At 67.8% G+C, this 22830-nt stretch carries 21 protein-coding genes; 7 read left to right on the top strand and 14 right to left on the bottom strand.

Translation table 11 applies throughout. The features are described 5' to 3' along the window. Positions 1-7: 7 nt before the first annotated feature. Positions 8-841 (bottom strand): hypothetical protein, encoded by an 834-nt coding sequence (locus OOZ19_RS18535; RefSeq protein WP_266091377.1) that lies wholly within the window; start codon positions 839-841, stop codon positions 8-10. After that, complete coding sequence (locus tag OOZ19_RS18530) at positions 838-2106, bottom strand: ATP-grasp domain-containing protein (RefSeq protein ID WP_266091376.1); 1269 nt, start codon at positions 2104-2106, stop codon at positions 838-840. The genes OOZ19_RS18535 and OOZ19_RS18530 overlap by 4 nt, the downstream gene beginning before the upstream one ends. Before the next feature lie 99 nt (positions 2107-2205). Here OOZ19_RS18530 and OOZ19_RS18525 point away from each other — a divergent pair, with 99 nt between their 5' ends. Together OOZ19_RS18525 and OOZ19_RS18520 are read left to right on the top strand one after the other, a co-directional pair. Further along, a complete protein-coding gene (locus OOZ19_RS18525; protein WP_266091375.1) occupies positions 2206-3648 on the top strand; it encodes an alpha/beta hydrolase in 1443 nt (480 codons plus the stop codon). 117 nt (positions 3649-3765) lie between these two features. Next, entirely contained in the window at positions 3766-4746 is a 981-nt protein-coding gene (locus tag OOZ19_RS18520; RefSeq protein ID WP_266091374.1) for a hypothetical protein, read from the top strand. A gap of 173 nt (positions 4747-4919) precedes the next feature. On the opposite strand, the gene OOZ19_RS18515 is transcribed toward OOZ19_RS18520, so the two are convergent. The 5 genes from OOZ19_RS18515 to OOZ19_RS18500 all read right to left on the bottom strand — a co-directional run bounded on the left by OOZ19_RS18515 (position 4920) and on the right by OOZ19_RS18500 (position 8425). After that, a complete protein-coding gene (locus tag OOZ19_RS18515; protein WP_266091373.1) occupies positions 4920-5849 on the bottom strand; it encodes a patatin-like phospholipase family protein in 930 nt (309 codons plus the stop codon). Between the two features lie 62 nt (positions 5850-5911). Then, positions 5912-6355 carry an alternative ribosome rescue aminoacyl-tRNA hydrolase ArfB gene (gene arfB / locus OOZ19_RS18510; protein ID WP_266091457.1) on the bottom strand — a complete coding sequence of 148 codons (444 nt, stop codon included), beginning with the start codon at positions 6353-6355 and terminating at the stop codon, positions 5912-5914. Between the two features lie 28 nt (positions 6356-6383). Further along, entirely contained in the window at positions 6384-6683 is a 300-nt protein-coding gene (locus tag OOZ19_RS18505; protein WP_266091372.1) for a DAHP synthetase I family protein, read from the bottom strand. Further along, positions 6581-6916, bottom strand: coding sequence for a hypothetical protein (locus tag OOZ19_RS30200; RefSeq protein ID WP_416309461.1), 336 nt, complete (start codon positions 6914-6916; stop codon positions 6581-6583). The genes OOZ19_RS18505 and OOZ19_RS30200 overlap by 103 nt, the downstream gene beginning before the upstream one ends. A gap of 150 nt (positions 6917-7066) precedes the next feature. Then, the gene (locus OOZ19_RS18500; protein ID WP_266091371.1) at positions 7067-8425 is read right to left on the bottom strand and encodes a serine hydrolase domain-containing protein; all 1359 of its coding nucleotides are present in this window, start codon (positions 8423-8425) and stop codon (positions 7067-7069) included. Between the two features lie 118 nt (positions 8426-8543). Here OOZ19_RS18500 and OOZ19_RS18495 point away from each other — a divergent pair, with 118 nt between their 5' ends. Next, positions 8544-9491, top strand: coding sequence for a CPBP family intramembrane glutamic endopeptidase (locus OOZ19_RS18495; RefSeq protein WP_266091370.1), 948 nt, complete (start codon positions 8544-8546; stop codon positions 9489-9491). A 62-nt stretch (positions 9492-9553) separates the two neighbouring features. Here OOZ19_RS18495 and OOZ19_RS18490 read toward each other — a convergent pair whose 3' ends face one another. After that, positions 9554-11623, bottom strand: coding sequence for a transglycosylase domain-containing protein (locus tag OOZ19_RS18490; protein ID WP_266091456.1), 2070 nt, complete (start codon positions 11621-11623; stop codon positions 9554-9556). A gap of 398 nt (positions 11624-12021) precedes the next feature. Between OOZ19_RS18490 and OOZ19_RS18485 the strand changes: the two genes are divergently transcribed. Next, complete coding sequence (locus OOZ19_RS18485) at positions 12022-12393, top strand: hypothetical protein (RefSeq protein ID WP_266091369.1); 372 nt, start codon at positions 12022-12024, stop codon at positions 12391-12393. Between the two features lie 17 nt (positions 12394-12410). Here OOZ19_RS18485 and OOZ19_RS18480 read toward each other — a convergent pair whose 3' ends face one another. The 3 genes from OOZ19_RS18480 to OOZ19_RS18470 form a co-directional block, all read right to left on the bottom strand. After that, entirely contained in the window at positions 12411-12812 is a 402-nt protein-coding gene (locus OOZ19_RS18480; protein ID WP_266091455.1) for a hypothetical protein, read from the bottom strand. A gap of 213 nt (positions 12813-13025) precedes the next feature. Next, on the bottom strand, positions 13026-13721 hold the full coding sequence (locus OOZ19_RS18475) for a DUF6319 family protein (RefSeq protein ID WP_266091368.1): 696 nt from the start codon (positions 13719-13721) through the stop codon (positions 13026-13028). A 111-nt stretch (positions 13722-13832) separates the two neighbouring features. After that, positions 13833-15326, bottom strand: coding sequence for a flavin-containing monooxygenase (locus OOZ19_RS18470; protein WP_266091367.1), 1494 nt, complete (start codon positions 15324-15326; stop codon positions 13833-13835). Positions 15327-15431: 105 nt separating this feature from the next. Between OOZ19_RS18470 and OOZ19_RS18465 the strand changes: the two genes are divergently transcribed. The 3 genes from OOZ19_RS18465 (at position 15432) to OOZ19_RS18455 (ending at position 17088) form a co-directional block, all read left to right on the top strand. Continuing rightward, a complete protein-coding gene (locus OOZ19_RS18465) occupies positions 15432-16061 on the top strand; it encodes a TetR/AcrR family transcriptional regulator (protein WP_266091366.1) in 630 nt (209 codons plus the stop codon). Positions 16062-16195: 134 nt separating this feature from the next. Beyond that, positions 16196-16324, top strand: coding sequence for a hypothetical protein (locus OOZ19_RS18460; protein WP_266091365.1), 129 nt, complete (start codon positions 16196-16198; stop codon positions 16322-16324). A gap of 125 nt (positions 16325-16449) precedes the next feature. Then, positions 16450-17088, top strand: coding sequence for a hypothetical protein (locus tag OOZ19_RS18455; RefSeq protein WP_266091364.1), 639 nt, complete (start codon positions 16450-16452; stop codon positions 17086-17088). Between the two features lie 245 nt (positions 17089-17333). On the opposite strand, the gene OOZ19_RS18450 is transcribed toward OOZ19_RS18455, so the two are convergent. The 3 genes from OOZ19_RS18450 to OOZ19_RS18440 all read right to left on the bottom strand — a co-directional run bounded on the left by OOZ19_RS18450 (position 17334) and on the right by OOZ19_RS18440 (position 22709). Then, positions 17334-19550 (bottom strand): 3-hydroxyacyl-CoA dehydrogenase NAD-binding domain-containing protein, encoded by a 2217-nt coding sequence (locus OOZ19_RS18450; RefSeq protein WP_266091363.1) that lies wholly within the window; start codon positions 19548-19550, stop codon positions 17334-17336. A 143-nt stretch (positions 19551-19693) separates the two neighbouring features. Beyond that, a complete protein-coding gene (locus tag OOZ19_RS18445; protein ID WP_266091362.1) occupies positions 19694-20908 on the bottom strand; it encodes an acetyl-CoA C-acetyltransferase in 1215 nt (404 codons plus the stop codon). 211 nt (positions 20909-21119) lie between these two features. Further along, a complete protein-coding gene (locus tag OOZ19_RS18440) occupies positions 21120-22709 on the bottom strand; it encodes an L-lactate permease (protein ID WP_266091361.1) in 1590 nt (529 codons plus the stop codon). Between the last annotated feature and the right edge of the window lie 121 nt (positions 22710-22830).

The raw sequence follows: 22830 nt of genomic DNA, 5'->3' as shown, positions 1-22830 counted from the left end.
AGGTCGATCAACGAATGTCCTTCCCTGGCTCCGGATTCCGCGGACCGGAGTAGCGGTAGATCGAGCTGGCGCCGCCGTCGAGCCAGAAGAACGGGTAGGGCTCGGCGGAGATCGCGGTGACACCGGAACCGAGGAACCACGGCAACACCGCGCTCGCGGTCTGCGCGAACATGACCAGCGGTGTTCCGGTGGCGCGCACGTGCGCCAGCAACGGTTCGAAGGTCTCGCCGCCCGCGACCATCCCGGAAGCCAGCACGGCATCGCAGCCACCGACCTCGGCCATGGCGTCGTGCACGATCGGTTCGCCCCACTCGGTCACACCGCCTTTGAAGTCGCAGGCGACGTAGTCGACACCGCGACGGCGGAGCTGGTGGAGCAGCGAGTTCACCACTCCGATCACCAAGACCCGGCGAGCGTGTTCCGGCACCATCCCGACCACGACGTCGGCCCGCTGCAACGACTTCTGCAGGGAACTTCCGCGGCGAAGCCGGACTTCCTCCGCGTGCTCGTGGTGCGGGCGCCGCCACATCAAGTACGCGTCCGCCGCCGCGATGCGCACCGCGGGCTCCGGATGCCGCAGCAACCGGCCGACCGGAGCACCGACGCACTCGACGACCAGTTCGTCGGTCAGCACTCCCGGCTCCACGGCGCACGATCCGACGGAGTCCTCGACCCGCAAGCTCAGCACATGGTTGCGGTAGGAGCTCCCGCGCCCGGAATGCCGCACACCCTGCTGGGTGAGGAAACCGACGCTCACCGTCGCTTCGTCGACCTCCTCACCCGCCATCCCCGCTCCGACGGCTGCGGTGAACCGGTCCAATGACAGGAAGGCGTCCTTCATGCGCCGACCAGATCCGCTGCGTAGACGACCTCCAGGGAGCCGATCGCCGCCTCGGCACGAGCTCGCGCCGCACCGGGCTCCGGATCGGTCGTCATGACGTGGCCGAGGTAGTTGTTGTTGCTGGTCGCCGGCCCCGCCACGTGCCCCGCCGCTTTGAAGGCGCTGTCGACGACGCCGCTGATCTCGTGAATTCCCTCTGCACCGTCGATCCGATCGATCGGCCCGGTCCGAGGCGGGAGCAGGAAGGAGATCGCCGCGCTGCCCGCACCTGTCGAGTCGGCCGCCAGCCGCGGTGGTTCTCCCAACGCGAGTTGCGCGTGCACCGCGGGCAGGTCGATCCCCGTCACCCGCCGGACGAGCTCGGTGATCTGGTTGCCCGCCGGGCGCGGGTTGACCTCGACGATGCGAGGTCCCATCGGGGTCAATTTGAGCTCGGTGTGGGTGACGGTGTTGTCCAAACCGAGCGCCTCGATGGCGGCGACGGCGACCGAGGTGACGGCCTGCTCCGTGCCGGCGTCGAGAGCGGCGGGGAACATGTGCCCCGTTTCGACGAAGCAGGACTCGCCCGCGATGCTCTTGTCCGTCACTCCGACGACGGTCGTTCGACCGTGCGCGGTCACCGCTTCCACGCTCACTTCGGGGCCGGTCAACAGCTCTTCGAGCAGCACGGTGCCACTGCGGCGCTGCCCGCGTGCGTTGACCGGGAAGCCCTCCAGCTCACGCACCGCTTCGCTCAGTTCCGCCTCGTTCGACACCTTGCGCACGAACATTCCCGCGCACAGGTCGACCGGCTTGATCACCAGCGGGAACCCGAGGGCCAGGGCCGCTTCGCGCAGCCCGGAGGCGCCGTCGGCGAGCGCGAAAGCCGGCCCGGCGACCCCAGCCTCGCGCAGGGCTAATCGGGTCTGGTCCTTGTTGCAGGCGCGAGCCACCGCTTCCGGTGGCGAGCCCGGCAAACCGAGGTGCTGAGCGAGGTGCGCGGTCGCGCCAAGGTAGTAGTCGCACGAGGTGAGCACACCGTCGAATCCCAGCGCGGGCTGGAGCTTCGCGACGTGTTCGACCAGCGAAGCCACCTCGTTGGTCTCGGCGTGGAGCACGTTCTCCGCGCCGAGCAAGGGATGAGCGCCGGGCCGGTTCCACGCGCGCAGGTAGTGCTGCACGTCCCGGGTGAGGAAGCTGAATCGGTGGCCCCCGTCCCGGATTCCTCGGGGCAGCAACGTGCTCATCGCCCCGACCCAGCTTTCCACCATCAGCAGGTGACCCACTCCGACTCCTCCGCACCGTTGCCCACTAGCGGACGGTAACGATAATCATGTTCAATACAGTTGGCAAACCCCATTCAGGTAACACTGGAGTAACCCAGCGTGTTCAACTTGCGTCGAAGCCGCACCGCCCTCCTGCTCGCACCTCTGCTCGCCACCCTTCTGCCGATTCCCACCGCCACCGCCGAGCCGCCCGGCGAGATCCACTTCGGGTCGTGCCCGATCGACGTGACCGACACCCCTGAAGTCCAATGTGGACACATACGGGTTCCGCTGGACTACGCGAAAGAAGACGGTCCGACGATCGACGTCGCCGTGTCCCGCATCCGCGCCTCCGGGACGTCCGAACAACAACGCGGAGCGCTCCTGGTCAATCCGGGCGGACCCGGCGGCACCGGGCTCGACTACGCCGAGAGCAAACGCGCCAAAATGCCCGCCGAAGTGCGGCAGAGCTACGACATCATCGGATTCGACCCGCGCGGCGTCGGCCGCAGCGCACCGGTCGACTGCGGCCCCGCAGGCGGGCTGTTCGACCACCCGCGACCCGATCCCGTGCCCGCCGGGGCAGGTCAGGAACGCGCCTACCTCGACGGACTGCACCGGCTCGCCGACGACTGCGCCCGTGCCATCGGACCGGCGCTACCGCACATCAACACCACGAACACCGCGCACGACATGGACCGGATCAGGCAGGCACTCGGCGAACCGCGGCTGAACTACGTGGGCGTGTCCTACGGCACCTACCTCGGTGCCGCCTACGCCGCCGAATTTCCCCTGCGCACCGGACGCATGGTGCTCGACAGCGTCGTCAGCCCCGACGCCTGGCACGACTTCGACGTCCGCCAAGGATTCGCCATGCTCGAACAGCGCGACGCCCTGTTCGACTGGATCGCCTCACGCCCCGATATCGGACTCGGCAACGACCGGACCACCGTCCGAGAGCACTACCTCCACGCGCGCAGCGCGCTCCCCACCGGTGAATTCGGACCGGACGAATTCGACCGGGTCGTCTACCGCACGCTGTCGCGCACCGAGCGGTGGGAACCGTTCGCCCGCGCCCTCAGCCGATACGTGCACACCGGCGACAACACCGCGCTGCGCCCCACCGAGCCCGACGATCACAACTACGAAGCGGCGCTGCGCACCGTCAAGTGCGCCGACAGCCCGCGCCCGACCGTCCACGACGTCCTAGGCGCGGTCCGCGCCCTGCGTGCCGCTGACCCGCAGCCCGTGCTCACCGGACTGGAAGCCGACACCTGCGCCTTCTGGCCTGAGCCACGCGAAACCACCCGGCTCGGACATCCCGACATGCCACCCGTCCTGCTCACCCAAGCCGAGCACGACCCCACCACCCCGCTCGACGGCGCCCGCCGGATGCAGGCTCGGCTCCCCGATTCCCGGCTGATCACCCTTGACGGCAGCCGCTCCCACGGGGCCTTCGCCAGCCAACACAGCACCTGCCTGGACACCGCAGCAGCCCGCTACCTCCTAACCGAAGCCCTCCCACCCCCCCACACCCCCTGCAACGACCTCCCGCGGTTTTGAGAGGAAGGGAACCTTCCTGTCATCAGTGACAGAAAGGTTCCCTTCCTCGCTTCTCCACGCGTACGTCAAGGCGCGGCCGACACACCGAGGCATGTTCTCCACTAGCGGAAACCCATCGTGACCGATAGTGACCACATGTCATCGACTGTAATCACTCAAAGCATCGTCCAGACCTCTCCTCGGCGCGTGTTCCACGTCCGCGAACTGGAGAAACTCGGCGTCTCGCAGTCCACCAGCTACCGTCGCGCTCGAGCAGACGGACCATGGACCCGACTCCTCCCAGGCATCGTTCTGGTCGCCCCAGGACCACCCACCACTCATGATCTGATCACGGCCGCACTGCTACGAGCCGGCCCCTCAGCCATGATCACCGGAATGCACGGTGCGCGAATCCACGGCTTGACGACGCCCGATGAGAATGCCCCGGTTCACGTCCTGATTCCACACGGCCAGAAGATTCAAGGTAGCGATCAGATTAAGTTCGAACGCACCACACGGCTACCGGACTCGGTCATCAAGAACGAGATTCCGCTGGCGCCAGCGGCACGGGCCGTGATGGACGCGGCACGCACATGGCAACCTCGAGAAGCGACGGAGTCGTTGCTGATCGAAGCAATCCAGCGAACTCCCGGATGTTCGCCTCGCGCGCTGAAGCAGGAATTGGACAGGGGAACCAGGCGCGGGACCGGACTTCCCAGGGACATCTTGCGCGCCATGACAGCCGACCTCCGCTCGCCCGCCGAGCTCCAGGCCTTCAAGATCATCAAACGGTCCGACCTCCCTCAGCCTTCGTGGAACGTCTCCTTGTTCAACGCACACGGCCACTACATCGGGATTCCGGACGCCTGGTTCGACGATGTAGCACTTGCCATCGAAATCGACTCTTTCGCTTACCACTTCTCCAAAGCCGACTATGCGGCGACCACAAAACGCAACACCCGCTATGCGGCTCACGGCATTGCAGTAGTCCAAATCCTCCCCACCGATCTGACGAACAACCCCGAAGAAGTCGTCGAGAGCATTCGCCGAGCACATCAAGCGGCGGCTCTCAGAACCCGTCCCGAGGTAGAGGTTCGAACCATCCCCACCGCGCGATGAGGTGAAGGCCCACCTGTTCAACTAGCAGGCCCGCCCGCACCGGAGGAACGGCCACCGCCGACCTCCGGGCATTCGCATGCCCAGATTTCACCGCCACACCAGCGCCGCTGGAGCCTCCGAGCAAGGGAACCTTCCTGTCACTGGTGACAGGAAGGTTCCCTTGCTTCGCTGCTTCAGCGGTGGGTGGCGAGGGGTGGGTTGCTGTGCTCGGGGTGGCCGTTGCTGTCGACTGGGCCGGCCTGGAGTGGGCGGGCTCGGGGGTACCAGGCTTCTGCGAGGCGCCAAGCTGCGTCGATCAGGGCAGCCGAGTGTGAGAACGAGTACTGGGACAACCCAGCCGTGGAGGGCGCCGGGAGCACGTAGAGGTCGCAGCGGGTCGAGTTCAGCTGCAAATCGAGCCGTGCCGACGCGAGCATCGCAGCTCCGAGTGCCGCACCGTTGACTCCGCTGACCGATCGAGGAGGCGTTCGGGGCGCCGGCAATGTCGCGACGGAGCCGACGCCGCGCTTGCGGTGCTGCCAGCTGAACGGCTCATCACCTTCACATGGCAGCACGAAAACCCGCTCCGCCCCGAGCTCCACGGCCTTGCTGATCGGCATGAAAGCTGCGGCTCCCCCGTCCACGAGCCAACGTTCGTTCACTTTGAGAGGCGGGAACAGGCCAGGTATGGAGCAGGACGCGACCAGTGCCGGAAGCAGCGGGCCCTGATCGAAGTACACCGCCGCACCCGTATCGACGTCGGTAGCGGTCACGGTGAGAGGGATCTCGGCTTGCTCGAACGTCCGGTATGGAAGCGTGCGGTGAACCCAGCGTGCGAGCCCGCTGCTCGCCATCAGGTGGTTCGTTATGCCGAGCTTCCCGGCGAGGATGCGGGTCGGCTGGATGGGGAAGATGTCGCAACGACGCATCGTGCACCACAGTTCCCGCAGCTCGCCCGCCCCTCGGGGGGACGGGTCGCGGGCGAGCCAAGCGGCGTTCAAGGAGCCCGCTGACGTACCGATCAGCAGATCAGGTTCGACTTCCGCTTCGAACAGTGCGGTGGCTAGTCCGGCTTGGACGGCACCGAACGTTGATCCACCAGGCATCACCCAAGCCGTCCGCATGAGTCCGGTCCTCTCTGGTCATTCTTGCGTTCGAGGCTAACCGGACAGGCGGTGGGGTCGCTTCAGCTGTCTCCCGGATCGCCGCGCCGTCGCCACTGTTTCACCTGGCCACGACGCTTCTTACCGTCCAGGCGACGCCGTCGCGAACCGGCGGTCGGTTTTGTCCGACGCCGAGGTGGCGGTTCAGGGGCGATCGCTTCGGCCAGCAACGCTGCCAACCGTTCCCGTGCCGCGGTCCGGTTGAGCAGCTGGCTGCGGTGTTCAGAAGCGACGACGGTGAGGACGCCGTTGAACAGGCGAGACTCCAAGCGGCTGAGCGCGCGGTCCCGCATCTGTTCGGGAATCTTCGAGTTCGCCAGGTCGAAGACGAGCTCCACCCGGGAGTCCGTTGTGTTGACGTGCTGCCCGCCAGGACCGGAGGAACGCGAGAACCGTTCGAATAATTCAGCTGCCGGGACGGTCAGCTTTGAGTTGATGCGCAGGTCTTCGGGCACGCCTCCCAGCATGAACGTCACGAGCGCGTGACGCTGCAGCTCATGCCAGCTGAAGCCAGTTCGCTGAATCACACGTGCGCCTGGACGCCCGCACCGATGCGGCCAGGTCCCGCAGCACTGTCGCGGTGTCCTCCCAGCCCAGGCAGGCGTCGGTGATGCTCTGCCCGCGAACGGGAATCGTCGTACCGATGTCCTGCCGTCCACCGACGATGAAACTTTCCACCATCACGCCGCGGATCACGTCGACCCCGCTCGCGAGCTGAGCTCCGACCGCGGAGACCACCTTCGGTTGCTTGGTGTGGTCTTTTCCGCTGTTCCCGTGGCTCGCATCGATGACCACGGCGGGCGGTAAACCAGCGGCTCGCGCAGGTGGTTCGCGTAGTGCCTCGTCGCCACCACGTCGTGCACCGAGCACGGCCCCACGACCACGAGGACGCGGTCATCACGGCCGGTGAGAACGCCTCCGATCGACCGGCGCCATGCCGCGACCTTGGTCGCGACCCCGTCGTCGGCGGGGATCTCCGCCAGCAGCCGGGCCGGCGAGGTGACCTCAACGACGGACTTCCCACTCACAGGCACGACTCCGATCGACGGCTGTTCGATCAACCCACCCACTCAATACCAAGGAAAGCCTAACCTAACCCGCACCGTCTGGGCACGAGGAAGGGAACCTTTCTGTCACCGGTGGCAGAAAGGTTCCCTTCCTCGCATCGAACAGCGGGGTCAGGGGGTGGAGCGCCAGGGGGCTGCGCCGCCGGGGATCGGCGCGTTCGGGTCGTACGGGGTTCGGGTGAAGATGAAGGTGTTCAGGTTCAGGTGGGTCACGCTTCCGTCGGAGGAACGGCCCACGTGGAGTCGCTCACCCGAGTAGTAGCCGTCCAAGCCGGTCCACGTTCCGTCTTCGTTCCGGCGGAAACGAGATGCTCGGCCACGTCCCTGCCACGGCACCAGATCCAGCAGGCCGTCGGGAAGAATCCGCAGAACGTAGGGAGACGGCCCCCAGTACCACTGACCGGTGAGCTCGAGCAGATCAGGCTCGACCCGCGTGCTCGGAGCCCACGGCTGCGGTATCCGCGGTTCATGTTCGTCGAGCAGGCCGAGCAAGTCCGTGATGAGCGCCGACGACACTCCTGCGGTCGTGTTGGCCATGAAGATGACACCGGTCCGATCCGCGGCATCGGCCATCACGGTCGCCAGGAATCCGGGCATCGAACCGGTGTGCCCGGCAAGCCGCCGCCCTTGGTGCCTGATCAGCTGGAAGCCGAGTCCGTACCCGGCACGCCAGAAGTCCCCGTCGTCCACCGCCCCCGCGGCCCGCATCTCCGCCACCGTGTCCGGATGCAGCACCTCCGCTGTCTCGCCGGCGACGAACCGCGCCCACCGCAGCATGTCGTCCAAGGTGGACCACAGCTGTCCCGCAGGGGCCATCGCCCCGCCGTCTTCCGCGGGCTCCGGCAACAGCACGTCGGCCCACGGATGGACCGCCCAGCCCTGCGCGTGCGGACTTTCCGGACCGAAGGTGGTCCGATTCATGCCCAGCGGCAGGAGGATCTCTTCTCGGACCGATTCGTACCAAGAGCGCCCCCGTAGCCGGGCAACGAGCTCCCCGAGAACTCCGAAACCGGTGTTCGAGTAGTGGAAGCCGTGCCTGGGGCGCGAACGGACGGCGTCCTCGTCGATGCCGGCGATCAAGTCCTCGACCGGGCCGCCCTCGGTGCGTTCCCACCACTGGCCCGCCGGCTCCGCGCTCATTCCGCTGGTGTGCGTCAGCAGGCGGGTGATGCTGCGATCGCCGATGGCGGTGCCTGGGACGTGCTGATCCAGCTTGTCTTCGAGGTTGAGGAGGCCTTCGTCGCGCAGCCGCATCACCAGGACGGCGATGAACGATTTGGTGATCGACCCGATTCGGTACTGCGTGTTCGAGGTCGGGGCTTCGCCCGACACGAGTCCTCTGCTGCCGGTCCAGAGCGTTTCCCCATCGCGGACCAGCCCGGCTATCAGAGAGGGAACGCGGTTCTGGCTCTGCTCAACGGCCAGCCGTCTGAGCAGCGCTCGATCAGTGGAAGGCAGCAAGGTCGTCATGGGTTCATGCTGTCACGCCGTTCCGGCGAGGAAGGGAACCTTTCTGCCACCGGTGACACGAAGGTTCCCTTCCTCGCCGGGCGGGCGGGAGGTTCGGGGGCGTTGGGAGGATGGGGGTGTGGGTGATCGAGTTGATGTTCGGGGTGTGGTGAGCTTCGTCGGGCTGACCTATCTGGGGACGTGGGTGTTGACCATTCCGTTGTGGCTGACGGGCGCGGGTTTGACGTGGGCGTGGGCACCGCTGCTGCTGGTGGTGATGATGTTCGTGCCCGCGGCGTCCGCGTTCGTGGTCACGAAGTGGATCAGCCCCCGGGACGCACCGCTGCGCGGCCTGGGCATCACCAATGCCGGTGGCGTCCGGGTGTGGTGGGGGCGGGCGCTGATCGCGTGGTTCGGCCCGCCGGTCCTGATGCTGATCGCGCTGGGGCTCGGCGCGCTGTTCGGGGTTTATCACGCGGACTGGACCGGTTTCTCCGGTCTGTCGGAGCAGTTCGGTCTCGCGGAGGGCGGTGCTGGCGCGCCGTCGGTGTCGTCGTTGGCGCTGATGCAGCTCGTGCAGGTGATGTTGCTCGGCTGGTTGAACGTCATCCCCGCTTTCGGGGAGGAAGTCGGCTGGCGCGGCTACCTGACCTCCGCCTTGCTGCCGCTGGGGCAGCCCGCCGCGTTCCTGGTGACGGGCGTCCTGTGGGGGCTGTGGCACGCTCCGCTGCTCATCCTCGGATACAACTATCCGAATGCCCCGATCGTCGTCGCGTTCATCATGATGGTCTGCTTCTGCGGTCTGCTGAGTGCGCTCCTCGGGTGGTTGAGGTTGGCGACCGGCAGCGTGTGGCCCGCCGCGATCGGGCACGGGTTCGTCAACGCCGCCGCCGGTTTCGGCATTCTGTTCAGCGCCGCGGGACATCCGGTGGACAACGTCACGTCGGGCCTGCTCGGCTGGTCCGGCTGGATCGTGCTGGCGTTGGCGATTCTGCTGCTGGTGCTGCTCGGCAAGCTCCCGGTGGCGCTGGTGGTTCAGGAGGTTTCGGGCTTGACGCGCGGAGTTCGCCGCCTCAGCCGCCGCTGAGCGCATGAGAAGAGGGGCCGTCCGCTGCTCAGCGGACGGCCCCTCTTCTCGATCGAGCGCGCTTACGGGGCGGGCGGGCCGCCCGGCAGCGGCGCGGCCGGAAGGCCTTCGTGGATCCTCGTCATGGCGTCGAACCAGGTCCGGGCCGGCACCTTTCCACCGAAGATGTTGCCGTCACCGCAGAGGAACGGCGGGGACTCCCCGCCGCCATCGCAGATGCCGCGGGGACGCGAGCCGTCGGCGTAGGTCAGCACCGCACCGGCCATCTGCGGGGTCGCGGCCAGGAAGGCGGCGGACTTGCTCTCCTGCGTGGTTCCGGTCTTGCCGATCATCGGCCGCGTCCAGCCCGCCGCACTCGCCGCGACCTTGGAGGTGCCTTCGGTGTCGTCCTTGCTCATGCCTTGCGCGAGCTGACCGGCGATCTCCGGCGAGATGACCTGCTCGCACGGTGCTTCCTTGATCGGGACCTCGTTGCCGTTGCGGTCGTGGATCTCCTCCAGCGGCGTCGGCGGGCAGTAGGTGCCGCCGCTCATGATGGTGGCGGCCACGTTCGACAGCTCCAGCACGCTGGTGGGCGTGTAGCCGAGGGTGAAGGCACCGCGCTTGTTCTTCTTGACCGCCTCGGCCTGGGACGGCCCGTTGGAGCCGTCGTCGTCGAGGGTGGAGCCGCTGCTGTTCACGCCGTTCATGCCTTGCCGCAGGCCGAGCTTGGAGGCCATGTCGACGGTGGCGTTGAGACCGACCTTCTCCTGCAGTGCGACGAAGCCGGTGTTGGGCGAGGTCGCGAGCGCCATCTGCAGGGTGCGGTCCCCTGGCTGAACGCCCTCGGCGTTGCCGACCGTGTACGGGTTCGTCCCGTTCTTGTACACCCTGGAGGTGTAGGTCGCGGGCACGGGGACGTTGTCGTGGATCGTCATGCCCTGCTCGAGGGCGGCGGCGGCGGTGAAGACCTTGTAGATCGACCCGGCACCGAAGGGCTGCACCCTGCTGACGATGTCGTAGGCCGTCTGCCCCGCGTTCGGGTCGTTGCCGAAGTCGCGGTTGGCGACCAGCGCGCGGACCTTGTGCTTGTCCGTCCCCGGTTCGACGACGGACATGGCGTTGGCGATGCCATCGGTCTGCGTCGGGACCTGCTTCTTCGCCGCTTCCTTCGCCGCGTCGCTGGACTTGCGGTCCAGCGTGGTGCGGATCGTGTAGCCGCCGGTTTCCAGCTTGTCGTCGTCGATGCCGGAACGTTCCAGGTAGTGGCGCACGTACTCGCAGAAGAACCCGTCGGTGGTGCCGTCGCCGATGCCGACGCAGCCGTTCGGCGGACGCCCCAGTTGCGGCGTCAACCCGAGCGGCTCGTTCTTCGCGATCTGGGCGTCTTCCTCGCTGATCCGGAGGCTGTTGTGCGGATCCGTCATCAGGTCGATCACCAGGTTGCGGCGTTCCAGCGCCTCATCCGGATTGGACCGCGGGTTCAGCGAACCGGGCTGGTTGACGACCGCCGCGAGCAGCGCCGACTGGGAGACCGTCAGCTTGTCCGGGGTGGTGCCGAAGTAGGTCTGCGCGCCTGCGCCCACGCCGAAGGTCTGGTTCCCGACCGGCACCACGTTCAGGTAGCCGGTGAGGATCTCCTCCTTGGTCATGGTGCGTTCGAGCTCAACGGCGATCTTCGCTTCGCGCAGCTTTCGCGCGATCGTCGTCTCCTTGGCCTTCTCCGCGTCGACCTCGTTCTGGGCGACGACGTGCACCAGGTAGTTCTTCACGTACTGCTGCGTGATCGTCGATGCGCCCTGCGCCGTGCCGCCGGTGCTGACGTTCTTCGCGAGCGCACGCATCGTGCCCTGCCAGTCGACGCCGTCGTGGTTCCAGAAGCGCTTGTCCTCCACCGCGGTGATCGCGGCCTTCATGTAGCCGGAGATCTGCTCGGGCTTCGTCTCGACCCGGTAGTCCTTGAAGAAGTGCGCGATCGGCTCGCCGTCCTTGTCGGTCACCACCGACACCTGAGGCATGTCCCGCTTGGCCAGCGAACTGGACATGCTCGACATCGCGTCGGTGGCCTGGTTCACCACCGCTCCGGCGCCTGTCGCCATCGGCATCATCAGGAACGCCACCAGCACGCCGGCCAGTACGCACAGCCCGAACATCTTCAACAGCACGCCGCTGCGCACGCCTGCCCCAATCACCGCATGTCTTTGACGACCTGGTCTCGACCGCTAGCCGCGGGCCCGGCGCGTGCGCCAGGGCGGCGGTTCCGAGCGTTCCGGGAAGGCGCGGCAACTCTGCCGTGAGGTCGCCGAACCTGCTCCGTCGGTCCCTCCGTTGATATCACACCGGTCTGTCAAGGCCGACCTCCGGCCGACCTTCTGAAAACGGCATTCGCCCTGGCACCGCGAGGAAAATCCACCGTGCGGCGCAACCACCGCATTCTTCCGCCCCGAGTCACGGCCGCCCGGCCGACGGTCGCGGCGGATAGACCGAAGTCACGACGAGCTCGGTGATCGAGCGCCTACACTTGGTCACAACGAACCGTGCGGAGGAACCAATGATCGACCCGTTCTTCGATTCCCTCGCCACCGCGCTCGGCGGGCAGATCGCCGTCGCACTGGGCAGCACCGCGCAGAGCGCGCTGGACAAGGTGCGCGGCCTGCTGCGCCGTCGCGACGACCCTGCGACGCTGGCCGCGTTGGAGGCCGCGGAGAGCGAGGCGGGCCGACCGCAGATCGAGGCGTTGGCCGAACGGCTGGACCAGGTCGCTCAGGACGATCCGGAGTTCGGCGCGGAGCTGCGCGACGCGGGCGCGGAGGTGCACCACGAGCTGTCCGCGACGCAGAACCGGGTGGTGAACCAGAATTCCGGCACCGTGCACAACTTGATCCAGAGCGAGCAGATCAACGGCGACATCACCTTCAACTGACGCCGGATCCGGCCCGGTCAGCCCGCCCGCTGGTCGGCGTCGTTGAGTTCCGCGAGGTAGCGGTTGTACTCGGCGAGCTCCGGATCCTCGCTCACCTCCACGGGAGGTGCGGGCGGCGGCACGAGCGGACGCCTGCGGCTCTTGGCGCCGTCGCCCTCGGTTTCCGCCGGATCCGCGGATTCCGAGTTGCCGGACACGGTCTCCGGCGGGCCTTGCTGCTGCAGCTCCATGCGGATCAACCAGACCCACATGCAGAGCGTGAACACCCCGAACAGCGGCCACTGCAGCGCGTAACCCAGGTTCTGGAAGCTGCCGCCGGCTTCATGCGCCCGATCCCACTGCCACCAGGCCAGGAAGGCCGTTGCGATCACCGCGGCCACGAACACCGCGTGCATCAGCAACCAGCGTGGAGTCAGCATCCGAGTCACGCCCTCGATTCTAGGCGTTCTTCCCGTCGACCTTGACCTGCGTGACCGCGCGGTACCGCGACCGACGGGCTGCTGCGGCACCCGGAACTCGACGTCCCGCCGCAGGACGGGCCGACGACTGCGAGGAAGGGAACCTTTCTGCCACCGTTGGGAGGAAGGGAACCTTTCTGCCACGTTCCGCGTGGGCTCGGTGTCAGGACGGGGTCACTCGGTGAGTTCGTGGAGCATGCGCTGGGCGTCGGCGAGCTGCTGCTCGAGCTGCTCGACGCGTTCGCGCTGCTGTTCCCGCGCCGCCTCCAGCAGCGGTTCGACGGCGGCGGCGACCTCTTCGTGCAACGACTTGGCCGCCTGGGCCACGGCCGAGGTCGACACGGGAGTGGGGCGCAGGACCCGCTTCTTCCCGGTGCTGACCTCGACGTTCCACTGGCCGGCCTGGTCGGCCGTCAAGATCACGGTGGCGCCCGCCGGCGGCTTCGGCTTGCGCCGGTTCGCCGCCGCGGCGGGTTTCGGAGCGGAGTCGGCACCGGCGCTCGGCGCGGAACGCGCGGGCTCCGGACGAGCGGGGGCGGCGGCCGGCTTCGGCTCCGGCGCCTTCGCCGCTGCCCGGGGGGCTTCGGCGACGGGGGCGGGGGCGGCCGGTTCTGGCTCCTTGCGCTTGCGCGGTGGCTTGACCGTCGTCACCTCCGCCGCCGAGAAGGACAGGACGTCCTTGGACCCGGCCGGACGGATCTGGATGAAGTCGCCCTCGGCCGGCTCGTCCAGCGCGATGACCTTGCCGGACCGCCCCTCCGGCACACCGACCGCTGCTGAGGTGAACCACAGCGTCGGTGTACCGCCGGAGGACAGTTCTTCGCGGAGTCCCCGGATCTCGTCGGACGACAACGTGCGGGCCTGTGGCATCGGAGCCCCTAGCTCAAGATGCGCCCCGCCCTCCGGCCCAACACCGGTGAACTCAGCCGGGGCTGTTCCAACAACGACACCCGGAACTATATCGAACGCCCGTGCGAAGCATCAATGGCGCCCGGTTGCCGCTTTGATCTCGAAGTCCGCCGGATCGGCCTTGCGGGTCCGCAGCCAGTAGTTCCAGGTGAAACCGGGCCAGATCGTCCGGTTGACGCCATTGACGTCCAGGTACCAGCTCTGGCATCCGCCCGCGGACCACACCGCGCCGGAGAGCTGGTGCTGGATCTTGTCGTTGAACTCGTCCTGCACGGATTGCCGCACGTCGATCTGATCGACCTCGCCGCGGTGAATCGGCCGGAGGCAGCTCAGCACGTAGTTGATCTGCGACTCGATCATGAACACGACGGAGTTGTGCCCGAGACCGGTGTTCGGGCCGAGCAGGAAGAACAGGTTGGGGAAACCGGAAACGGTCACGCCCAGGTGGGCCTGCATCCCGTCCTTCCAGGCGTCTCGCAACTTCCGCCCGCCCCGCCCGATGATGTCGAGGTGGTCGAAGGCGTCGGTCACGTGGAACCCGGTGCCGAAGATGATGGCGTCGACCGGGTGCTCCTCACCATCGCCGGCGACGACCGAGTTCTCCTTGACCTCCGCGACACCGCTCGTGCGGAGGTCGACGTTCGGCCTGTTGAGCGCCGGGTAGTAGTCGCTGGAGAGCAGGATCCGCTTGCACCCCATGGAGTACTGGGGCACGACGGCTTCGCGCGTTTCGGGATCTTTCACGACCCGTCGGATGTAGCGCTTGGCGAAGTGCTCGGAGATCTTGCCGAGCAGCTTGCTGCGCAGCACCGCGACCGAGCGGAACTCGAGGGTCCAGTAGACCGCGGTGCGCGCGGCGCGCTGCAGGAGCGGGACCCGGCGGAACCACTTCCGCACCTTTTCCGGGATCTCCCGGTCCGGCTTGGGCTGCACCCACGGGGGCGTCCGCTGGAACAGGTGCAGCCTGGACGCCTGCGCGGCCACCTTCGGAACGAACTGGATGGCACTGGCACCCGTGCCGACGACGGCGACCCGCTTGCCCTCCAGGTCGTAGTCGTGGTTCCACTGCGCCGAGTGGAAGACCTCTCCCTGGAAGCGCTCCAGCCCGTTCAGCTCCGGGTAGCTGGGGATGTGCAGCGCACCGACGCCGGAGACCAGTGCGCGACCGACGTAGTCGACACCGGACGCGGTGGACACGCGCCAGGTGTGGGTGTCCTCGTCGTAGTCCGCGCCGGTGAACTCGACGCCGTAGTGGATGTGCTCGCGAATGCCGTACTTGTCGGCGCAGCGCTGGAGGTAGTCGGAGATCTCCTGCTGTTCGGCGAACAACCGGGACCAGTCCGGGTTCTGCTCGAACGAGAAGGAGTACATCAGCGACGGCACGTCGCACGCGCATCCCGGATAGGTGTTGTCGCGCCATGTGCCACCGAGGTCGTCGCTCTTCTCCAGCACGATGAAATCGTGGATGCCCGCTTCCTTGAGCTTGATCGCCGTGCCGAGTCCGGCGAATCCGGTGCCCACGATGACGACGGACGTGTCGTGCCGCTGCGGTGGCGCCTGTGCCATTCGAGCCCTCCCTGGTCGACCACACCTTCCTACTTCAAAGTAGCCTACTAGGAGTAAGTTACCTCCGGTAGGGTTCATCGCGGCCATTCTCGGTAGGGTTGGATCGTGAATGTTGAGCAGGCCGCCGGAAACTCCGCGACGAACGGGCGACGCAAGCGTCTCCCCAGGGCAGAGCGGGAACAGCAGATACTGGCCGTCGCCGAGCAGGTGTTCGCAACCAACAGCTACCAGGCCACCTCGATGGACGACATCGCTCACCGCGTCGGTCTGTCCAAGCCGATGCTCTACGAGTACTTCGGGTCGAAGGAAGGACTCCTGGTCGCCTGCGTCGAACGCGCACGGCGGGAGCTGCTCGACGCCACCACCGAGGCGGCTGCCGGCGCGGCCGGGGACTCCGCCCAGCTCCTGCACGACTGCCTGCTCGCGTTCTTCCGCTTCAGCGATGACCACGCCCAGTCCTGGGCGCTGCTGCGCAACGAAGCCGCCATCCCCGTCGCGACCGTCAACACCGAGCTCGAAGCCACCCGGGAGCAGCAGACGGAGCTCACCGCCCGGCTGCTCGAAGCCAGCCGCCCCGAACTGGACCGGATTCGCCTGGAGGCGTTCGCCGAATCGATCATCGGGGCGTGCGAGCGGCTGGCGCTCTGGCGGGAGAAGCGGCCCGAGATCACAGCCGAGCACGCGACCCAGCACCTCATGGCCTTGATCAGCCCCAGCCTCATGCCGCAGGCCTGAACCGGCCCTGCCTCCCCCTCCGCCCGCAGGACGAGTGGCCGAAGACCACTCGATCGAGGGGCATCGCTCCGCAAGGGATCAAGAGCGGTCGCCGGAGTGCCGATGTGGAGCGCGTTGATCGTCTGGAGTGGCACGTGGCTCCGCGCGACCCCTTCGGGTCGTCGACACCCGCACCGGACGGCCTCACCAGGTTCCCGTCCCGGCACCGCACCCCGGCGCCGGGCCGGGAACCGAGCCCCACTCGCGACACCAAGGAGAACTGATCTTGCGCCCCTGGACCACGCGCACGTTGCAAGCAGCCGTCGTGGCCGCGGGATTCGCCGCAGTCGGGGCCGGCACCGCCTCGGCAGCGCCAGGACCCGAACTCGTCAAGCCTGACCTTTCCTCGGTGCCCGACGACATCGGCGTCACCGTGCCGGTGGACGCCTGCCGCATGCAGGACGCTCCTGGTTTCAACAGCACCAAAGCCCCCTGCCTGGACGCGCAACTGCGCGCGGGCGTTCCGAACGTGGTCAAGCAGGTCGGCGCGAACATCGTCACCACCACGCACGGCATCGCCGGCGAGCTGCGCGACGGCGAACCGCTGCTCAGCGAAGGCAAGCCCGCCCGCATCACCAGGCACATCGGTGAAGCACGGCTGGACGTCGAGGACCTCACCAAGACCCGGCCGACCATCGGCGTCGCGGCCAACCCGCGGCACACCGGCATCGTCGACATGCACTCCCCCGACGGGAAGTTCCTCGAGGCCGAGATCGGGCCACGCCAGTCCGACCACCAGGGCGTCTCCGCCGGAGACACCTCCCTCGCCCTCGACGCCGCGCACGGCTACACGGTGGGCCCCGTCGCCCGGCCCGACGAGCTGCTCAAGCACGACCTGAGCGGTGGGAACCTGCCGAGGGTCGGCGATGTCGTGCCCGCCGCCGGCAAGGTGGCCGACATGGCCAAGGCGGACGAGCTCACCGCCGTACCCGGTCAGATCGTGCACAACGTCGCCACCGGACTGCCGCAGATCCCCGGACAGCGGTAATCCGTCCAGCGGTGGCTCGATGAGCGCACCGCTGCGCAGTGCCCAGAAGGGGCGCCGGACCACGTGGTCCGGCGCCCCTTCTTCATGCCCGGGTCGGTGCGAGCAAGGGAACCTTTCTGCCACCGGTGCGAGAAAGGTTCCCTTCCTCGCACCGGGCCGCCGCTGGAACCCTCGGACGCGGCGGCTCGTGCGGATGCGAGGAAGGTCGCTTTCCTGTCACTGGTGACAGGAAAGCGACCTTCCTGTCACGCCGCGGTGGAGTTGACGATCTCGTCGTCGGGCTCGCCGAGTGCGAACGGCTCGCCCGCTTCGGCACGGCGCACCAGGGGTTCCGGCGGCGTGAAGCGCTGCCCGTAGTTGCCGGCGAGCTCCTTCGCCCGCTCGACGAAACCGGCGAGGCCACCTGCGTAGCCGTTCATGTACTGCACCACTCCCCCGCTCCACGCCGGGAAGCCGATGCCGAAGATCGACCCGATGTTGGCGTCCGGAACGGACCGCAGCACGCCCTCGTCCAAGCACCGCACGGTCTCGATGGCCTGGATGAACAGCAACCGCTCGGTGAGGTCGGCGAGTTCGACCTCCGTCGGGTCGACGCTGCCGGCGCCCAGCCGGTCGACCAGTCCGGACCACAGCCCGCCGCGCACACCGTCGGTGTACTCGTAGAACCCGGCACCGCCCGAACGTCCGGGCCGCTCGAACTCCTCGACCATGCGGTCGAGGATCTCGTCGGCGGGGTGCGGGGTCCAGGTGCCGCCGGCCTCCTCGATGGCCCGCTTCGTCTCCTCCCGGATCTTGCGCGGGAGGGTCAGGGTGAGCTCGTCGAACAGCTGCAGGACCGGGGCGGGGAACCCGGCCTGGTTCGACGCCTGCTCGATCGTCGCGGGGTGGATGCCCTCGCCTAGCATCGCCACGCCCTCGTGCAAGAAGGTCCCGATGACGCGGCTGGTGAAGAACCCGCGGCTGTCGTTGACGACGATCGGCGTCTTCTTGATCTGCTGCACCACGTCGAACGCCCTGGCCAGCGCGCGCTCGTTGGTCTGCTCACCGCAGATGATCTCCACGAGCGGCATCTTGTCGACCGGGGAGAAGAAGTGCAGCCCGATGAAGTCCTCGCGACGCCGCACGCCCTCGGCGAGCGAGGTGATCGGCAACGTCGAGGTGTTGGAGGCGATCAGCGCGTCGCCATCGATGACGTCCTCGATCTCGCTGTACACCTGGTGCTTGAGCCTGGTGTCCTCGAAGACGGCCTCGATGACCAGGTCGCAGCCGCTGAGCTGCTCGTTCTGGTCGGTCGCGGTGATGCGGGCGAGCACCTCATCGCGCTCGGCCGCGGTGCTGCGGCCCTTGTCCACGGCCTTGCCGAGGATCTTCTCCGAGTAGGCCTTGCCCTTCTCGGCGGCGGCGAGGGAGATGTCCTTGAGCACCACCTGCATGCCGGCCTTCGCGCAGACGTAGGCGATGCCCGCGCCCATCATGCCGCCACCGAGCACGGCGACCTTGCTCGCCTTCCACCGCTCGATGCCGTCGGGACGACTGCCGCCGGAGTTGATGTGCTGGAGGTCGAAGAAGAAGGCCTTGCTCATGTTCTTCGCCGTCTGACCACTGGCCAGGTCCACGAAGTAGCGGCCTTCGATGTCCAGCGCGGTGTCGAAGTCGACCTGGGCACCTTCGACGGCGGCGGCGAGGATGTTCTTCGGCGCGGGCATCGGCGCGCCCTTGAGCTGCTTGCGCAGGTTCGCCGGGAACGCGGGCAGGTTCGCGGCGAACTTCGGGTTCGACGGGGTGCCGCCGGGGATCTTGTAGCCCTTCTGGTCCCAGGGCTGCACGGCCTCCGGGTTGGCCTTGATCCACTCCTTCGCGCGGCTCAGCAGCGCGTCGGCGTCCTCCACGACCTCGTCGATCAGGCCGAGTTCGCGGGCCTTCTCCGGGCGCAGCCGCTGCCCCTGGGTGAGGACCTTGAGCAGTGCGTCGGCGATGCCGAGCATGCGGACGGTGCGGACGACGCCGCCGGCGCCGGGCAGCAGGCCCAGCGTCACCTCGGGCAGGCCGAAGCGGGTCTTCGGGCCGTTGAGCGCGATGCGGTGGTGGCAGGCCAGCGCGATCTCGAGCCCGCCGCCGAGCGCGGTGCCGTTGAGCGCGGCCACGACCGGCACGCCGAGCGTCTCCAGGGCGCGCAGTTGCCGCTTGGTCGTGGCGCTGACCTCGGCGAACTCTTCGACGTTCTCCGGGCGCACCCGCACCAGGTCACGCAGGTCGCCACCGGCGAAGAAGGTGCTCTTCGCCGAGGTGAGCACCACGCCGGTGATCTTGTCGCGTTCGTCCTGGAGGCGCTGCAGCGTCTCTTCCATCGACCGCACGTAGCGGTCGTTCATCGTGTTCGCCTGCTGCTGGGGGTCGTCGAGGGTCAGCACGACGATGCCGTCGGCGTCCTGGTCCCAGCGAATGGTGCTCTGGTCGCTCATCGCGGAAATGTCCTTCGTGGTTCACGAGCGCCCGGCACGAGCTGCGGCGGTGGTGCGAGCAAGGGAACTTTCCTGCCACCGGTGACAGGATGGTTCCCTTCCTCGCGGCGCAGCGGCCGGTGCGGCTTCGGTCCGGGGTGGGGTCAGCTGAGCCGTTCGATGACGGTGGCGATGCCCATGCCGCCGCCGACGCAGAGGGTGGCGACGCCGTAGCGCTGCTCACGGCGTTCGAGCTCATCGATGAGGGTGCCGAGGATCATGGCGCCCGTCGCGCCGAGCGGATGCCCCATCGCGATGGCGCCGCCGTTGACGTTGACCTTGTCGTGCGGCACGCCGAGTTCCTTCATGAACCGCAGCGGCACCGCGGCGAACGCCTCGTTGATCTCGACCAGGTCCATCTGATCGATGGTCAGCTCCGCCTTCGCCAGCGCCTTGCGCACGGCCGGGCCGGGGCCCGTCAGCATGATCGTCGGGTCGGCACCGCTCAGCGCCGTGGAGACGATGCGGGCGCGCGGGCGCAGGCCGGTGCGTTCACCGAGGCCCTCGCTGCCGATGAGGGTGAGCGCGGCGCCGTCGACGATCCCGGAGGAGTTGCCGGGTGTGTGCACGTGGTCGATCTGCTCGACCCAGTGGTACTTCTGCAGCGCCACGGAGTCGAATCCGCCCATGTCGCCGATGGCCGCGAAGGACGGGTTGAGCCCACCGAGGCTGTCCGCGGTGGTGTTGGCGCGGATGTGCTCGTCCCGGTCCAGGATGGTGCGGCCGTTGCGGTCGACGACGGGCACCACGCTGCGGGAGAAGCGCCCGTCGGCCCACGCCTTGGCGGCTCGGGTCTGGGACTCGGCGGCGTAGGTGTCGACGGTGGCGCGGTCGAAGCCTTCGAGGGTGGCGATCAGGTCGGCCCCGATGCCCTGCGGCACGAAGGACGTCTCGAAGTTCGTCTCCGGGTCCATCGCCCAGGCGCCGCCGTCGGATCCCATCGGCACGCGGGACATGGATTCGACACCGCCGGCGAGGACCGCGTCCTCCCAGCCGGAGCGGACCTTCTGCGCGGCGACGTTCACGGCTTCGAGGCCGGACGCGCAGAACCGGTTGAGCTGGACGCCGCTGACGGTGTCGGGCAGACCGGATGCCAGCGCGGCGGTCTTGGCGATGTCGCCGCCCTGGTCGCCCATCGGCGACACGACGCCGAGCACGAGGTCATCGATCAGGTCGGGGTCGAGTCCCGGATGGCGCCTGCGGAGTTCGTCGACCAGTCCGACGACCAGGCTGATCGGTTTGGTCCCGTGCAGCGATCCGGTTTTCTTGCCGCGACCGCGCGGGGTGCGGATCGCGTCGTAGACGAGCGCCTCGGACATGGGCGACGTGCCTCCTCGTTGCGGCCTAGTACTCCACCCAGAGTGTGACACCATCACTGTCACAGTCAATGCCCGTCGGTGCGAGGAAGGGAACTTTCCTGTCACCGGTGGCAGGAAGGTTCCCTTCCTCGCAGCCGGAAGGGCGTGCAACGTGCGCCTAGTTGACCGGAAGGTTCCCTTCCTCGCTTCGGCGGCAGAAAGGTTCCCTTGCTCACATCGCGGTCATCCAGGACAGGACCGGGGTCGCTTGCAGGGCGATGAGCGCGCACATCAGCAGGAGGAAACCGAGGCTGAACGGGAGGACTCGGCGGAAGAGGTCGCCTTCGCGCCCGGCCATGCCGACGGCTCCGGCGGCGATCGCCAGGTTCTGCGGCGAGATCATCTTGCCGAGCACACCGCCTGATCCGTTGGCGGCGGCGGCCAGCATCGGATCGATCCCCGCCTGTTCGGCCGCGGTGACCTGCAGCGCGCCGAACAGCGAGTTGGACGAGGTGTCCGAGCCGGTGACGGCGACGCCCAGCCAGCCGAGGATCGGTGAGAGGAAGGCGAACAAGCCACCGGTGGCAGCCATCCAGGTGCCGAGCGTCGCGGTCTGCCCCGAGGTGTTCATGACGTAGGCGATGGCGAGCACCGTCATCACCGTCACGATCGCCCAAGCGAGCTGCCGGTAGGTGGCGGCGTAGCGGCCGAGGGCGTCGCGGGCGCTGATGCCGATCACGGGGATGGTGATCAGGCCTGCGATCAGCAGCAGCGAGCCCGCTCCGGACAGCCAGTTGAACTTGAACTCGGTGAGCGAGAGCGCTTCGCCTCCCGCGTCGCGGATGTCGAGGCCGGGCCAGTTGAACTTGAGCGTGACGGCGTCGAGCAGATCGGCGATCGGGCCCAGTTGGGCGACGACGAACACCGCGATGATGATCAGGTAGGGCGCGTAGGCCCGCAGCACCTCCGCTCGACTGCCCGCGGGTTCGGAGGTGGGCGGTTCGGCGCCGCGCGGTGTCCACACCCGCATCAGCAGCACCGTCGCTCCCGCTGCCAGGAGCGCGGCGATGATGTCGGTCAGCGGGACGGAGACGTAGTTGGACGCCGCGAACTGGGCGACGGCGAAGGTGACTCCGCAGGTGAGGGTGGCTGGCAGGGTCTCCCGGACGCCGCGCACACCGTCGATGATGCCGACGAGGACCATCGGCACGAACAGCGCGAGCAGCGGGGTCTGCCTCCCCGTCATGGCGCCGAGGTCGGCCAGCGGCAGCTCGGTGACGCTCGCGAGCGTCACCAGCGGCGAAGCGAGAGCCCCGTAGGCGACGGGAGCGGTGTTGGCGACCAGCGCGACGACGGCCGAGGTCATCGGGCTGATGCCGAGCGCCAGCAGCATCACCGTGGTGATCGCGACCGGCGTGCCGAACCCGGCGAGCGCCTCGAGCAGCGCGCCGAAGCAGAACGCGATGATCATGGCTTGGATCCGGCGGTCGCCGCTGATCCGGGAGAAGCTGCGTTGCAGCACGTCGAAATGGCCGGTCGTGACGGTCATCTGGTAGATCCAGATGGCGTTGATGACGATCCACAGGATCGGGAAGAAGCCGAACGCCGCCCCGAGCGTCGCCGACAGCAGCGCCTGGTCCACGGGCATCGGGTAGACGAACATCGCGATCGCGAGGGCGACGGCCAGCGCGACGAGCGAGGCCTTCCACGCCGTCATGCGCACGACGCCCAGCAGTGCGAACAGCACGAGCAACGGCAGTGCTGCCGCTACCGCGCTCCAGCCGAGCGAACCGAACAACGGGGCCAGGATCTGTTGGTACACGACCACTCCTTTGTGGCGGAGACCCGACGTGTCGAGACGGCGACGATAACCGCGCGTGGGCATGTCCGGTAGCGCTGACCGGACGCGGCGGAGGGGTTCGCCCGGCGCCTTGACCGGATTC

It is taken from the genome of Saccharopolyspora sp. NFXS83 (assembly GCF_026241095.1).
Classification (GTDB): Bacteria; Actinomycetota; Actinomycetes; order Mycobacteriales; family Pseudonocardiaceae; genus Saccharopolyspora_C.
Note: the sequence above shows the minus strand (reverse complement) of the source record. Positions and strands in the feature narration are given on the sequence as shown.